General features: G+C 60.1%; 15 protein-coding genes. 14 read left to right on the top strand and 1 reads right to left on the bottom strand.

The annotated features are described in order from the left end of the window. Genes OMP44_RS15375 through traN form a run of 8 tightly spaced genes read left to right on the top strand, consistent with a single transcriptional unit; the run spans position 1 to position 10,128 of the window. Positions 1 to 681 (top strand): DsbC family protein, encoded by a 681-nt coding sequence (locus OMP44_RS15375; protein WP_280309424.1) that lies wholly within the window; start codon positions 1 to 3, stop codon positions 679 to 681. Continuing rightward, positions 681 to 3,083, top strand: coding sequence for a type IV secretion system protein TraC (gene traC, locus OMP44_RS15370; protein WP_280309422.1), 2,403 nt, complete (start codon positions 681 to 683; stop codon positions 3,081 to 3,083). The genes OMP44_RS15375 and traC overlap by 1 nt, the downstream gene beginning before the upstream one ends. Next, complete coding sequence (locus tag OMP44_RS15365) at positions 3,080 to 3,400, top strand: hypothetical protein (protein ID WP_280309420.1); 321 nt, start codon at positions 3,080 to 3,082, stop codon at positions 3,398 to 3,400. The genes traC and OMP44_RS15365 overlap by 4 nt, the downstream gene beginning before the upstream one ends. Beyond that, positions 3,397 to 3,888, top strand: a complete 492-nt coding sequence (gene lepB, locus OMP44_RS15360) for a signal peptidase I (RefSeq protein ID WP_280309418.1) — start codon at positions 3,397 to 3,399, stop codon at positions 3,886 to 3,888. The genes OMP44_RS15365 and lepB overlap by 4 nt, the downstream gene beginning before the upstream one ends. Continuing rightward, entirely contained in the window at positions 3,882 to 5,018 is a 1,137-nt protein-coding gene (locus tag OMP44_RS15355; protein WP_280309417.1) for a TrbC family F-type conjugative pilus assembly protein, read from the top strand. The genes lepB and OMP44_RS15355 overlap by 7 nt, the downstream gene beginning before the upstream one ends. After that, positions 5,015 to 5,686 (top strand): EAL domain-containing protein, encoded by a 672-nt coding sequence (locus OMP44_RS15350; RefSeq protein ID WP_280309416.1) that lies wholly within the window; start codon positions 5,015 to 5,017, stop codon positions 5,684 to 5,686. Before OMP44_RS15355 ends, OMP44_RS15350 begins: the two co-directional genes overlap by 4 nt. 18 nt (positions 5,687 to 5,704) lie before the next feature. Next, the gene (locus OMP44_RS15345) at positions 5,705 to 6,751 is read left to right on the top strand and encodes a TraU family protein (RefSeq protein WP_093256535.1); all 1,047 of its coding nucleotides are present in this window, start codon (positions 5,705 to 5,707) and stop codon (positions 6,749 to 6,751) included. Between the two features lie 8 nt (positions 6,752 to 6,759). Beyond that, a complete protein-coding gene (gene traN / locus OMP44_RS15340; RefSeq protein ID WP_280309415.1) occupies positions 6,760 to 10,128 on the top strand; it encodes a conjugal transfer protein TraN in 3,369 nt (1,122 codons plus the stop codon). A 47-nt stretch (positions 10,129 to 10,175) separates the two neighbouring features. Here traN and OMP44_RS15335 read toward each other — a convergent pair whose 3' ends face one another. Continuing rightward, positions 10,176 to 10,829, bottom strand: a complete 654-nt coding sequence (locus OMP44_RS15335) for a hypothetical protein (protein ID WP_064306979.1) — start codon at positions 10,827 to 10,829, stop codon at positions 10,176 to 10,178. Positions 10,830 to 11,142: 313 nt separating this feature from the next. Here OMP44_RS15335 and OMP44_RS15330 point away from each other — a divergent pair, with 313 nt between their 5' ends. The 6 genes from OMP44_RS15330 (at position 11,143) to OMP44_RS15305 (ending at position 14,986) form a co-directional block, all read left to right on the top strand. Next, a complete protein-coding gene (locus OMP44_RS15330) occupies positions 11,143 to 11,274 on the top strand; it encodes a hypothetical protein (protein ID WP_256326465.1) in 132 nt (43 codons plus the stop codon). Beyond that, positions 11,271 to 11,618, top strand: a complete 348-nt coding sequence (locus OMP44_RS15325; RefSeq protein WP_064306980.1) for a hypothetical protein — start codon at positions 11,271 to 11,273, stop codon at positions 11,616 to 11,618. Before OMP44_RS15330 ends, OMP44_RS15325 begins: the two co-directional genes overlap by 4 nt. A gap of 84 nt (positions 11,619 to 11,702) precedes the next feature. Continuing rightward, positions 11,703 to 11,894, top strand: a complete 192-nt coding sequence (locus OMP44_RS15320; RefSeq protein WP_064306981.1) for a hypothetical protein — start codon at positions 11,703 to 11,705, stop codon at positions 11,892 to 11,894. A gap of 224 nt (positions 11,895 to 12,118) precedes the next feature. Beyond that, positions 12,119 to 12,706 carry a single-stranded DNA-binding protein gene (gene ssb, locus OMP44_RS15315; RefSeq protein WP_280309414.1) on the top strand — a complete coding sequence of 196 codons (588 nt, stop codon included), beginning with the start codon at positions 12,119 to 12,121 and terminating at the stop codon, positions 12,704 to 12,706. Between the two features lie 70 nt (positions 12,707 to 12,776). Beyond that, positions 12,777 to 13,904: a recombinase RecT gene (locus tag OMP44_RS15310; RefSeq protein WP_280309413.1), complete on the top strand. Its 1,128-nt coding sequence runs from the start codon at positions 12,777 to 12,779 to the stop codon at positions 13,902 to 13,904. A gap of 68 nt (positions 13,905 to 13,972) precedes the next feature. Then, the gene (locus OMP44_RS15305) at positions 13,973 to 14,986 is read left to right on the top strand and encodes a YqaJ viral recombinase family nuclease (RefSeq protein ID WP_108576341.1); all 1,014 of its coding nucleotides are present in this window, start codon (positions 13,973 to 13,975) and stop codon (positions 14,984 to 14,986) included. Positions 14,987 to 15,035: the final 49 nt, after the last annotated feature.

Below are 15,035 nucleotides of genomic sequence, written 5' to 3'. Positions count from 1 at the left end.
ATGCTGCGAAAGATTCTTTCGCTCGCCGTAATCTTCGCGAGCGTCACCGGTGCCGGCCAAGTGGTCGCCGAAACAGCGACTACGCCGTTGCCCATCAACGGCATGGTTGCAGCGGTGAAAAACGATAAGTTGGCGTTCGTCAGTGACAACGGTCGTTTTGTCTTCCGCGGTACGCTCTACGACACCTGGAGCCAGAAAGAGATCACCTCCCTGGCGGACGCAGACCGCGCGTTCAGCTACATCGACCTCGCCAAGCTTCGCTTCCAGGTGGACGACCTGGCGCCGTTCACCTACGGCACCGGGCCGAAGGAAGTGGTGATCTTCACCGATCCACAGTGCCCGTCCTGTCACCAGCTCGTACAGGACCTCAAGAAGGTTGAGGGCTACACCTTCAAGATCCTCGAACTGTCCGCTATGGGCCCCGAAAGCGGCAAGATCGTGCGAAGCCTGCACTGTGCCAAGGACAAGGCCGAGGCGCTCGCGGTCGCTCTTGGCGAAACCAAGCCACGTGTGATCGACCAGATCGGTGATGACTGCGACACCTCGGCAATCGGTAAGCGAATCATCAGCGCCCAAATGTTCGGCGTTAAGGGCGTGCCGTTCATGATCCGGAATGACGGCCTTGTCCGGCATGGATACGAGAAGGGCAGCCTGCAGTCCTGGCTGGCGGGGGCAAACTGATGACCAGCTATGTACAGGGCAACTTTCCGCTCGGCCAACTGCTGAGCGTTACGTCCTTCGACGAAGAGAGCAAGCTGTTCATCCTCGATGACAATCAGATCGCCTTCTCCTTTCTGTGCCGCCCTTTGTCGGGTAGCGATGGAAAAGAGGGCGAGCAGCTCAAGTCGGTTTTGAAGCAAGCTTGGCCGGCGAACTCAAGCATCAACTTCTGCCTATTCGCCTCGCAAAATATCAACAACCCGATTAACGCGATGCTTCGCCTGCGAAGCAATACGGATGAGGGTGTTATCAAACAGGCGATCAATAATCGCTCGAGCTATCTGTTCAAGGGCACTCTCGATCCAATTGACGACTATTCCGGTATCAAGGTTCGTGATGTGCATTGCATCATCACTGTCGTCATGTCAATCGCCAACGTCGAGCCGACTGAACAGGAAACCCAAGTAGCGAGTGAAATTCGCTCACAGTTCGACTCGGTTTTTAAATCGATTGGATTTGCCCCGATTGCGTTGGGGCGCAACCTATACCTGGAAGTAATGGCATCTATCCTGAATCAAGGGGAAGAAGCCTCCTGGCGGGATCGCAATGAGATTGAGGCGGATGACGACAAGCCTTTAAAGGTCCAAGTGCTCGATTACGATCGGACGCTCATCCCCAAGAAGGATCATCTGCAGATCGGCGATACGCTCGTTAAATGTCTATCGGTGAAAAAATTCCCCCGGCGTACCCTCCAGGGCGCCGCGGGTTGGTATCTCGGAGATCTGCTGACTGGGGCTTCGGGTATCCGCGAGAACTGCCTTATCAGCTTCACGATCTATTCCCCAGAACAGCAGGGTTTCAAGGACAAGCTCGGCGCTAAGCGCCAATGGGTGAACAACCAAGCATACGGTCCGCTGCTTAAATTTGTGCCAAAGCTGGGCGCGAAAAAGCAGGGTATGGATGCGCTGTTCAAAGAGCTGGACGAGGGCGAGTCGGCTGTCCGTTGCAACATGACGATGGTGGTTTTTGCATCCAGTCGCGAGCGGCTCATTCGCGCCGCGGCCGAAGCTCGCAACTACATGAGTATTCGGCAGTTTACGTTCATGGAGGATCGATACTTCGTATTGCCGATCTTCCTGAACGCACTTCCATTCGGTGCAGACCTTAAGGCGATTGAAGAGCTTTACCGCTTCAAGTCGATGGCCATCACGCAAGCACTGCCGCTGGTTCCCATATACGCGGACTGGAAAGGAACCGGGACTTATACGATGCAGTTCGTTTCTCGAAACGGACAGTTGATGTCGTATTGTCTATTCGACTCGGACACGAATTACAATGCGACTGTTGCCGCGCAATCAGGTAGTGGTAAGTCATTCCTGACAAACTACTTGATTACCGCTTACCGCTCAATTGGTGCGCAAGTCTGGGTAATTGACGTCGGTCGCTCTTACCTGAAACTCGCCAAGGCATTCGATGGGGATTTCGTTGAATTTACGCAAGACTCCCAGATTTGCCTAAATCCCTTCGAGCTGGTGCAGGATTATTCCGAGGAGGAAGACGTCCTGATCGGACTGCTCAGCGCAATGGCCGCGCCTACCGCTCCGCTCTTGGACCTGCAGATTGCAGGGCTCCGTAAGCACACCCACGATGTATTCGAAGCCTTGGGCGGCGAGATGGTGGTCGACGATGTCGAAAAGTCGCTGCTGAGTGATGAAGATCCGCGAGTCCAGGACATCGGCAAGCAGCTGTACCCGTTCACCCGGGCGGGGATGTATGGAAAGTTCTTCAACGGCAAGAACAACGTCGATTTCAAGAACCCCTTCACCGTCCTGGAGCTTGAGGAGCTGAAAGGTCGGAAGCACCTGCAGCAAGTCGTTCTTCTGCAGCTCATCTATCAGATCCAGCAGGCCATGTTCCTGGGTAGTCGCGATCAGAAAAAAATCGTGATTATCGACGAGGCCTGGTCGCTGCTCACCGAGGGCGACGTCGCCAAGTTCATCGAGCACGGCTATCGCCGGTTCCGGAAATACAACGGTTCGGCCATCACCATCACCCAGTCCGTGAACGACCTGTACGCCAACCCCACTGGCCGGGCGATCGTCGAGAACTCAGCGCACCAATTCTTGCTCGGTCAGAAGGCCTCGGCGATTGACCTGATTCAGCAGGAAAAGCGCCTTTCGCTCACCGAGGGTGGATTCAAGCTGCTCAAGTCGGTGCACACGGTTCGCGGCCAGTACTCGGAGATCTTCTTCTCCACCGAAACCGGGTCCGGCATCGGTCGGTTGACGGTCGATAACTTTTCGAAGCTGCTTTACAGCACGTTCCCCAAGGACGTGGAAGACATCGGGCGATACACCAACCAAGGCGTTGGTACCGCAGATGCCATTCACAAGGTCATGGTTGATCGGGGGCTGGCGGCATGAACCAGACCCTGTCGACGGTCGTGATCTCCGCCCTTGTCTCCATGGCGGTGGTCACCGGCTACGCCTGGCTGTTCAAAACGGACGAATTCGGCACCCAGATCGCAATCGTCGATTACGACGCTGCCACCCGAGACGTCGATGTGCGTGACCCGCAAGCGGTAGATGCGGCCATGGCAGCCCTACGCGCCTCGGCGAACAAGCTCGCTGCAAATGGCTTCGTCACCATCGATAAGCGTGCGGTGGTCAGCTATCCCGCAGAGCTTGAGGTGCCAGCGAGCGCGCCGGGAGCTGCGAAACAAGCTGAGGGGGCCGAGTGAACCGCCACCTCAAGTTTCTGTTGAAGGCCCTCCCATTCAGCTTGCTCGCCGCCGGCGCGGCCTGGTACGCGACGTCGCGCTACGAGATAGGGATCGATCCGCAGAAGAACACGTGCCTGGACTGGCGGGTGTTCCTGATCGACCGTTATGACCAGGACGTTAAGCGTGATGCCATCTATGCGTTTCGCTCAACCCAGATGGAGCCGTTCTTCCGCAATGGCACCAAGGTCATCAAGTACGTCCGTGGCGTGCCGGGTGACCGAGTCATCGTGACCCCCGAGCGGGTAACCATCAACGGCGAGGCCCAGGGCCAAGGCGTGCTGCTGGCCAAACGGCTCGGAAAGCCCGCAAGTCGTTACCGTCGTGACGAGATCGTGCCAGCGGACCAGCTCTGGTTCATGGGCACCTCCTTGGACAGCTTTGACTCTCGCTACTGGGGCTACGTCAGCAAGGTCGACGTGCTCGGCCGGGCGTACCCGATATGGTGATCCTGCGCGCGGTAATCGGTGTCGTTGCTCTGTTGTTCGCCACGCTCTCGGCCGCCGACAGCGCCGTTGAGCAAGAGCAGGCGGCGCTGGAGCATTTCGCCGCCGATCTGAAGGAGATGCAGGTCAGCACGAAGCAGCAGGTCGACTTCACGCTGCGTAACGAGGACTTCAGCTACCTGAAGCAAAGCCAGCCGCTGGCAAGTCCCCTCGAAGCGCCCAAGCCGCCGGTAGACACCCGAAAGGTCGTCTACCAGATCCTGGTGTCGTGGTCCCTGGGCGAGGCAGAGATCAAGCAGCTGCTGCAGAGCTATGACGGTGACGAGTCGGTAGAGCTCGTATTCCGCGGTGTGCCCGAAGACATGCCGTTTGCCCTAGCGCTCGCCAAGCTGCAGCGCCTGTCGCTCGAGACCAAGACCAAAACATCGGTGCTGATCAATCCGGTGGTGTTCGAAGACGCCGGCGTCGACCAGGTGCCGGCGATTCGCAAGTTGGTGGATCAGAAGGCGGTTTACCTGGCGAAGGGCACTACCTCCACCGCAAGCGCGGACGAGGCCTTTGCCCGTCGCAAAGAGCCTGTGCTTTCGCTGGGTCCCCTGGTCGAGATCGCCGAGCGTGACCTTATCGAGGTGATGAAAGAGCGCCTGGCTAAAGTCGACATGGAAAAGATGAAAGCGCGCGCCCTGAACACCTTCTGGGACAAGCAGACGTTCGCCGAGCTGCCACGCGCCACCCGGCATCGAGTGCGCGCCCTGGATCCCACGGTGCTGGTGCCGGCGGACATGACCGCTGCGGATGGCACTGTGATCCACAAGGCGGGCGATCGGATCAATCCACTCGACATGCGTCCATTCACCCAACGCCTGGTGATCATCGACCCGCTCGACCCGCAGCAGGTCGCCCTGGCCAAGAAGCAGGTTGCGGATTACGGCGCCAAGCAAAACGTCGTGGTGATCGTTTCGCGCGTGGCCCGGGAGCAAGGTTGGGATGGCTTCGCCGCCCTGCAGAACGAGATCGACCACGCCGCCTATGTCCTGCGCGATGACGTGCGCAGCCGCTTCGCCATCGACTTCGTGCCGTCTGTTGTGACGGCCGATCGCCATAGCTTCTACATCGAGGAGTTTGCGCCGTGATCGAGCTTGCCTTGCAGAAAATCCATCATCAGAACGGCGCGGTTCTTGGGCACGAGGTCCTGGCCCGCAAGACCACCGTCCAGGGCGTCCTGGGGCCCGGCGTCTTCATGGCCGGCGCAACCGATGAGGACTGGGAACGTCTGGACGCGGAGGTGATCGGCCTGGTCGTAGCGCGGGCGCATGAGCTACCTGCCAGGGGCATCCTGTTCATCAATCTGAGCCCGGCATCCCTGCTCAACCTGCTGCACCTGAACCGCCTCTGCCAACTGGTCAGCGGCCTTTCACTGTCCGTGTGCTTCGAGATTCCCGAGCTTTCTCCCCTCCAGGGCGTCGACCTGGAGGAGCGGCTGGTGATGATCCGTCGGCACGGTATCGCTGTGGCCATCGACGACTATGGCCAGGACAGCGCGGATTCGGCCCGTCTCAAACGGCACGCCTGGGACTTCTGCAAGATCGATCTGCCGGCACTGGCCCGCAGTATCAACCTGGACTGGGTCATTGATGCGCGTGATCACTGCACCCGCTGCGGTACCGGTTTGATCCTCGAGAAGGTCGAGCAGGAGCACCTCCTGTGCGAGGTGCTGCTACCGCTCACCGGCGCCGCCCGCCAGGGCTTCGGGTTGTCGATGCCCTTCCTCCTTCCTGCTGCTGCGCTCGCCGCCTCCTGACTCAAGGCCTTTGAACCCATGTTGATTCGCTATGCAGCGGCTCTGATCCTGTTACTGGCCGTTTTCGGCTCCAACGGCGCGCGGGCAGCCGAAGCGTCCACGCCAACAGCGTCCTGCCCGAACGCCGAGCTGTTCAGCGGCAAGCTGTTCACCGACATCTGCTGGGCGTGCCTCTTCCCGATTCGTATCGCCGGCATTTCCATCACGCCAGGCGATGCGCCGCGGGGGGCCTCGAAGAAAAGTCTCTGCATGTGCGAGGACAACCTCGGCATTTGGAAGCCGGGAATCGTGAACTCCATGTGGGAGCCGGCGCGTTTGATCGAGGTGGTGCGCAAGCCGGGCTGCCTGCCTGCGCTTGGCGGCGTGACGCTCGCGATCGGCGACAAGCGACTGTGGGGGACTCACGCCGATGCCACGACCGGCAACCAGGTGAGCCACGAGCGGATGTCGTTCTACAACGTCCACTACTACGCTTTCCCGCTGCTCTCGATCCTCGAGATGTACATGCCCAAGCGCTGCTCACCGGATGGCTATGCGGACTTCGACATCATCCAGCTTTCCGAGATAGACCCCACCTGGACGAACGACGAGTTGGCCTTCTTCGTCAATCCGGAGGCTGCTGCGGTAGCGAACCCAATAGCCCAGGCGGCGTGCACGGCAGACGCCGCGCTGGGTGTGGTCGGTAAGGAACCGCTGACCTCCCTGTGGTGGTGCGCTGGGACCTGGGGTGAGATCTACCCAATGGCCGGCACCACGCTGCCGAACGACTTTGGCCGGACTACCTCGTTGCTTGCTGCGCGGACCCTGGCCACCCAGCACCGGCGCGGCCTGGCGCACCTGACGATGGGCGATGACACCCTATGCCGGGGATCCATCTTCCCGACCATTCCCAAGTCGCAATACAAGATGTCGATGTTTTTCCCGCGCGCAGAGACGAAGAAGGGGCATTACATCGGCGCAAGCCCCCTGACGTGGCAAGGCGGCGAAGGGCGCGCCATTCCCCAGGTCGGCGAAGACGCGCTCTACATGATGTTCCGCTGGAACGACTGCTGTAACACCCTGTGAGGCACCCGATGCGCAATCCAATCTTTGCCCGGGTGATCGCCGCTATCACCCTGTTCTTCTATGCCTATGCGTGCCCCGTCATGGCCTGGGCCGACAGCGTGACGGCGTCTTCTGCGACCGGCACTGCGACGGCAAAAGAGGCGCTGAACGCTTGGTCGCCACCGTCCGCCAGCTCAACGGAGATCACCTTTGGCTCGGACGCGGCGAAGCAGTCGATCAGCATCTCGGAGCTGTTCCCGGGGGTGACCGACTCTTCCAACACCAGCGCGCTCAGCAACATCTACGGCGATGACAAGGCGACGATGGCTGCCGGTAGCGATGCCAACCTGCGGCTGACCTCGGAGGAATCTTCCAGCGGTGAGGCCTATCGCCTGCTGCGCGGTAACGTCTCTCAGACGCGTCCCGATCTGACCAATGATCCGTTGTGGAACAACACTGACAAGATCATCGACAACCAGGCGCTCTTCAACAAGGAGTTCTCGGACTGCAAGCAGAATACCGAGTACACCAAGGGCACGACCACGAAGCATGTGAGCGAGCTCAAGCAGTGCGAACGGGTGACCGATAAATCCGGCAGCTACACGCTCAAGCATGAATACCTGGCAGGGGTCGTCCGGTACTACGATGGTCCAGCGAACGTCCAGTCTTGCGGTGAGGGCTGCGTCGATATCTGGCTGGGCCAAGTCGGCAACGACTACTGGCGCGGCAGCTGCACGATCTTCGAAAACGAGATGAAGTTCGAGGTCATCAAGCCCGAAGCGATCCAGAGCGCGCAACTGGTCTATGCGAAATGGGACGACTACATGCAGGTGCTGGTCGGCGGGACCAAGGTATGGTCTGGGCCGAACGAGAACTTCCCGCCGGAGACCGACGGGGCCTGCGAGCTCGATACGTCTTGGGAGACGAATCCCGACGTCAACATGACCTCGATCGTCAAAAAGGGTGGCGTCATCCCCTTCAAGATCCGCGCGTCGGTTACCGGCCGCGGTGAGGCCTATGCCAAGCTGCGCATTCTCTACGACCCACAGGAGGTTATCAGCAACAACAACTGGTACCCGCCAGAGGCGGTCGAAGCGGTGACCGCGGTCAACGATGGCGCCTGCCAGGGCAAGTTCGTTTGTACCAAAATGCCCGACGTCGATAAGGACGGCTGCGCGGTCATCAACGGGACGCGCGTATGTGAAAGCAATTTCAAAGACGGGTCCCCGGCCTCAGGCATATCGCCCCTGTGCCAGGAGGTGTCGGTAGACGCTCAATGCAACTTCTACAAGGGTGACATGCAGTGCTACACCGACGCCCAGGGCAACGAGCAGTGTCCCACCAATAGCGATAAGACCTGCGCCGTCTCTCACGACATGCGCGTGGTTGAGGTACCCGTATCAGCTCGGTTTGCGGTTGAGGATGCCCCGGGCGCCGGTGAGACCAATCGGGTCGAGGTCGACTTCCTGGCCGGTACCTACCGCAACACCTCGAGCAACTTGCGCAGCGACGGCTATGTGGACCAGGCCTCGCTAGACGTGATGTGCAAGAAAGGCGCAGACGGCAAGCGGCTTCCGCAACGCTTCGCCGTTTCGAGCACCGCGATCTGGACGGGGCACAAGTTTGCCCCGAACACCTTGACCGAGGACTCCCTGAACATCGTTCAGATGCCGACGTGTGATAACGGCCTGAAGATGGTCGTCGACGTGAAGGACACCGGCAAAGGCACGCCTGGCGCGTTCTATGCTCATGAGCTCAAGCTGAAAAATGTGCGCATCGATGGTGAGTCATTCGGTCCCCAGTACTGCATCGATTCGGCGAACAAAATCCAGAACGGCCAATGCTCAGAGGGCGGCAGTGTCACGGTTACCCGGGGCGTGGCCAGCGGGTGCTTGAATCTGAAGGGAGTGACGGTTTGCCCCGGCGATGACATGTACAACGCCATGAAGCCTTCCCCCATCAAGGGCGTCGATAAGCTCTTTCAGAACGTCAAGGTGCAGGGTTGCGTCACCGGTGGGCTCAACCTGGATACCTGCACCAAGTTCGAAGCTGACAAGCAATGTGGCTTCATCTCTCGCCAGTGCGTGGACGGCGCCGCCGGCGAGTCGGGCAAATGCTATGTCACGGAGGAAACCTGGGACTGCGGCCATGAGGTTGACGTCCCAACGTCAACGTCCAGCACGAGCTACCAGTGCGATGGCCCAGTCCGGTGCCTGGGCACGGAGTGCTTCAACCCGACGGATGAGAAATCTACCGACTTCGGTTATGCCGCGGCGGCGCTTCAAATTGCCCAGTTTGCAGAACATGATCTGGACTGCGGGGAGAACCCCACCGACACCTCCACGGACCACAATTGCAAGGTCTGGAAGGGAGAGCCGATGGAGTGCAAAAAGGCGGTCGGCGGGTGGGTCGATTGCTGTGAGGCGCCGGATGGCATCTCCCTCATGGACTACGTGTCGCTGACCATGAATACCATCAGCCTGACTGAGAAGGTCGGCATTATTGATAAAGCCCCTACGGCTCAGGCTGCCTGGACCTTCGGTAAGGAGCTCGCGAGCGGAAGCGGGTGGTCGAATGCCTGGAGTAGTGCCCAGACGGTGAACAAGGGGGCGACGTCCATCACCCAGATGATCGGCCTAGATGCACTGAAGCAGAAGATGATGAACTACGCCGCGGAGTGGACAGCGAACACATTCGGCACCGCCGCAGCGAATACGATTTTCGCGAGTGGATCAGCGTCGGCAGGATCCAGCACTACGCCTTACGCAACGACTAACGCCACCACCGGCGCGGTCAGCACGGCGCCAAACGCTACATTTGCTGCAGGTTTCGCCAGTGCGCTGTCTGTGATCATGATCGCTTATACGATCTACACGATCGCGAACATCATGGTGCAGATCATCTGGGAGTGTGAGCAGAAGGAATTCGAGCTTGCCGCCAAAAAGGAGACAAAGGTCTGCCATTTCCTAGGCAGCTACTGCGCTTCCAAATCCCCCATGGGTTGCATCGAAAAGCGCGAGTCCTATTGCTGCTTCAACTCACCATTGGGACGCATCATTCAGGAGCAGGCTCGGCCTCAACTCGGACGCACATGGGGCGATGCCGAGAACCCATCCTGCGAGGGCATATCGGTGGGCGACCTGGCAAAGCTAGACTGGAGCAAGATCGACATCTCCGAATGGATCGGCATCCTGCAGGTCACCAACAACTATCCCACAGCGGACAAGATCAACCTCGATAATCTGACTGGCAGCGGTTCCGCGCTCAACTATCCCGGTGCGGATCGTAAGGATGTTCTCACGCGAAATAACGACATCATGGATGGCATGGAAGTAACGTTCCCCGACTCCAGAAATGCCGCGGAAAAGAACCTGCGCGGGACGTTCACCGACAAGTAGCAACAAAAAGGGCGCCTATGTAGGCGCCCTTTTTTATAACCAGCGAATCACGCGGCGTCTGCCTCGAGCTCTCGGACTGCCTGTGCGGTATCTCGGTCCAGGTCGCTTTCTTCCGCGACCGCGCCGACGGTGCGGGCGATTTCTTCTGCATCAGGGCCTTTGCGGGCCTTTGCCCGGGCATCGGAGGCCATTGCCTGCAGCTTGCGCACCACACGCATGAGCTGGCGCTTGCGCTCATTGGCGGTCATGTCGTTCTTGTCCGACGGCAGAAACCCCATCAGCCAGGCGGTCTGGGCCTGGACGAGCATGTCGTCGAAGCTCTGGATCACATGGGCGAGGCGCAGGATCAGAGGCGTGGAGATCGTGAAGTTGAACTCAGCCGCGTTGTCATAGCGGGCGACCATGCCTTCGCCGCCCTGGGCCTTGAGGATCGCGAGGAAGCGGTCCCGCTCGTCATTGATCTCTTTTTCCAGCTTGGTGATCAGGCTCTCTACGGCCTTCATCACCTCGGTGTGGCTGAAGGCCTTGTTGCGATGGGAAAGCGCGCGCGCGATGACATCGATGGTGTAAAGCGCATGGGCGGCGCCTTCGAAGCAGCGTCGATGGACCTGCTGCGCTTGCTCGGTCTTCAGCGTGTAGGTCGAGGGCAGGGTAGGGGCGGAAAACTTACCCTGGGGTTTGAAATCACTTCCGTTGGCCATGGTGGGCTCCTGGGGTTGGGGGAAGCTCAACCATAGGGGCTGGGATCTCATATTCGCGCGCGATTCACGCCCTATCCGGGCGCAGTTAAAAACGTGTTTACAGGAGGTCGAGAGCGGCGATATTCTGAAGCCTACTTCGCCCAAGCATGTTGCTTGTGTGTCGTACCCACCGAGCTCTGCTCTGGTTGGGTTTTAGTGCAGCTAGGCACTTTCTCTAGCACTATCCAGTCACGATTCGCGATCGTGACTTAACCCAAGAGGGCTTCCTGTCCCCTTGGGGCGGAGGCTCTCTTTTTTTTGGAGGCCTCCAAGAATGAAATACCTGCTCGTTTTTGCGATCTGCACCGCCATTGCGCAGTTCACGATCGTCCCGTCGTTTAAGACCGCTCCCGTTGCTCAGCAACTTCGTGCCCATCAACAGGCTATCGAGGAGGCTGGACAATGACCGATATCGTCCCGGTTTTGCTGGTTCTCGCTGTCGGTTGGGTGATCTGGTCTGCTATCACCGGTGGCCACAAGCGCTCTGAACGTACAGAGCCTATGGTTGCATCCGTTGATGTTGACGATGACATCCAACTGGATTCGCCCCTGCGGGCCGTTCCAGTAAAAGCAGCTCCCTCTCTTGTCATCGAACGCGATGTCGCTTCCCAGCCTCGGCTGCGTGGTGCTACGCGTGAATCTCAACTGCCGAAAGGCATTGATTACTCCGGGTACGAAGCGCCAACGTGGCAGCGTCGCGGAGTCGATGTGCAAGGGTTGATCATGGACTGCCCGCCCACCGGCGAGTAGTGCTGCACGGACCTCCCTCGCGGGTGGTCCACCCAAGCGTCTCTGGCAGGCGTTTGGGTGGACCACTCGACGGGGAACTCCGCCATGCTTATGAACGTACAAGCGATCTACCTACTGGATCGTCAGGAGCTCTACCTATCCGATAGCTCGGTCACCGTACCGCCGCATATCGCTGAGACCGTGGACCCTGATGCCCTGGACCTGCGCTACCTGGCGCACTGGGCCAAGGAAACTGGACTGATCGGCGCCACCGCGGAGGTGTCGATTGCGATGTGATCCAGCAGTAGCGAGGGGGGCTTCGGCTCCCCGGAAGCTTTTCCCGACTGGCCTTGCCTCAAGCCCAGCCGGAAGGAGCTTCTCCTGCCCAGACCATGACTTTCGAGCACCCTCTGCAGGGCACTTGATTGCAGCAGCTGAACTGTTTCCGTCAGCACCTCCCTTCCACCCTGCGGGGCTTCTTCCCCATAGGGGCAAGGCGCCTCGGTTACCGGAGATTTCTCATGGCTCGTGGCGTCAACAAAGTCATCCTCGTCGGCAACGCCGGTGCGGACCCCGAAACCCGTTACATGCCCAACGGCAATGCCGTAACCAACGTCACCCTGGCCACCAGCGAAAGCTGGAAGGACAAGCAGACCGGGCAGCAGCAAGATCGAACGGAATGGCACCGCGTCGTGTTCTTCGGCCGCTTGGCCGAGATCGCCGGCGAGTACATCCGTAAAGGCTCCCAGGTCTATGTCGAAGGCACGCTTCGCACGCGCAAATGGCAGGGGCAGGACGGCCAAGACCGCTATACCACTGAGGTAGTCGTCGACATCAACGGCAACATGCAGTTGCTCGGCGGCCGCGGCAATGGTGGTGGGCAAGGCGGTGACTACGACGATCAGCAGAGCGCGCCAGCGCCCCAACGATCGCCACGGTCACAGCAGGCACCGGCGTCGTCGGCGCCGGCGCCGGCGAATGATCGGCCGCAGCAAGCACCGCGGCCGCAGCAGCAGCCCCGTCCTCAGCAGCAACCAACCCCAGGAGATTACGACTCGTTCGACGACGACATCCCGTTCGCGAAAGTGCCGTATCTCTGCATGCTGTAACGCTTCAATCCAATAACCCTTGCGGGCGTCTCCCGCTCGGGGGACCTCCGCATCCTCACCGGAGGTTCACATGTCCCGTTCTATCCAATCCCAGAACACTCAGCAGGTAACCCAGCGCGATCAACAGGCGCAGGATCTGCTCAGCGGTATCGAGGCGGAATGCATCCAGATCGTCACCCGTTCGCAGAGCGGGGTGAACTGGGCGCAGGAGGCGCTGTTTGCCTATCACGCCATGCTGTCCAACGAAACGCTGATGAAGTGCGCAATCAACAACAAGCTCAGCTTCAAGCTTGCGATGCAGCAGATCGCAGCGACAGGGCTGACGCTCAATCCCACCGAAAAGATGGCCTTCCTGGTTCCCCGCCAGGGCAAGGTGATCGCTGATGTTTCGTTCCGCGGTTTGATCAAGGTGGCCACCGACAGCCGCGCTGTCGATATGGTGGTGGCGGAGGTCGTCTACAGCGGCGATCGCTTCATCTACCGAGGTGCGACTGCCGAGCCTGAGCATGTCTTCGACCCGTTCCTCGACGTGAGCGAGCGCGGGACGTTTCGCGGCGTCTACACCACCGCCTACCTGGCAACAGGACGGGTCATGGTGAAGGCGATGCGGGCGGCGGATGTGTTCAAAGCACGGGACATGTCGGCGGCCTGGACCTCTCAAGGTCCTGGTAAACGCGGTCCCTGGGAGACGCACTTCGAGGCGATGGCCATCAAGAGCGGTATCAAGTCAGCGCGCAAGTACTGGCCAACGACCAACCCGGTGCTCGACCAGGTCATCGATTACCTCAACACCGAAGGTGAGGAGGGGATCGCTGGCACCCCGTTGAGTGCTTCGGACGGTTTGGCCGACGCGTCGATGGTGCAGGCGTCCGCGCCGGTATCGCAGGCGCAGGGCGGTAACGTCTATGACCACGTCGGCGACCAGCCGCATGATCGTCGCCAGCAGGAGACGGTCAATGAGCAGGTTCCACGTGAGCAGCCCGGTCGCACCCAAGTGCAGCCGGCCGCCCAAGCTGCTTCTGGCCAAGGACGTGAGGTGACGCGCGAGCGAATCCATAGCGTCTGCGACCGCGCGGCACGAACCCGCAGCTGGGAAGGGGCCTGTTCCTGGGCAGAGCAAAACCTCACGGGTGAGGCTCTGACCTATGCACTGGGTCTTTTCAAGCAGAGGCAGGCCGCGCAAGCACAGGCGGCATAGCCCAAACCCAACCCTAACGGGGCTTCATCCCCGTTGGGGCTGGGGTCCCTCCTAACCTGGAGGTGATGATGAAGATTGTCGACTTGCGCCAGCGCACGCCGGAATGGCACGCCTGGCGCCGGCAGGGCATCACGGCGACCGCGACAGCGGTCATCCTGGGCCAGCATGTGGAAAAGACGCGCTGGCGGTTGTGGGCGGAGCTCACTGGCCGTGTCGCGCCGCTGGATCTGTCCATGATTCCTCAGGTCCGCCTGGGCATCTTGCATGAGCCGTATGCGGTCGCCTGGTTCGAGGAGCGGTACCAGACCACGCTCCTGCCGCTATGCGGCGAGTGCGCGACGTTTCCGCTTCTTCGCGCCAGCTTCGATGGCGTCGACGACGACGGTTGCCCGGTCGAGGTGAAGGTCCCCTCGGACAAGAACTTCGACCTGGTGCTGGAGCAGGGCGAGAAGAGCGAGCCCTACCGGCTCTATTGGTGGCAGGTACAGCACCAGATTGCGGTGGCTGGCTCGGCCAGGGGCTATCTCGTGTTTTACAGCACGACTCGACAGCCCCTGGTGTTCGAGATCCGGCGTGATCCGGACACCATCGAGCTCATCAAGCAGCAGGCGCAGTTGTTCTGGGAGTTGGTGGTCAGCGAGAAGGAACCTGAGAAGGATCCTCAGCGCGACTATTTCACCCCGGTCGACGGTGCCCTGGCGCGCTGGGCAGCGACGGCGCAGCAGGTGCGCGACGTCGACGCCTTGGCGAGCACGCTGCAGGAACAGCTGAAAGCCCTGAAGGGCCAACGCGAAGCCCTGCAGGCGGATCTCGTCGAGCAGATGGGCGGATACATGCTGGCAGAGGCGGAGGGCGTTCGCGTCGTCCGCTACCAGCAGGCCGGCAACATGCGGTGGAAGGATCTCTTCGAGAGCCGGAAGCTGCAGGCGACTGAGGAGGAGCGTCAGCGCTTCCGGCAGGCACCCTCTGAGCGGGTCCGGATCACCCTCGATTCGGATCACCCAATCACGACTGCCGCGCTGGAGGCCATGAGGCTTCCATCGGTTGACCAGGAGACAGAATCTCAGGCATTTTGCCTGTGAGGATGAGGGGGCGCGAAAGCGCCCCTGTCTCTTGCCTGGAACGTTGCGG

Origin of the sequence: Pseudomonas flavocrustae (assembly GCF_029872515.1) — a bacterium.
Taxonomy (GTDB): Bacteria; Pseudomonadota; Gammaproteobacteria; order Pseudomonadales; family Pseudomonadaceae; genus Chryseomonas; species Chryseomonas aestiva.
Note: the sequence above shows the minus strand (reverse complement) of the source record. Positions and strands in the feature narration are given on the sequence as shown.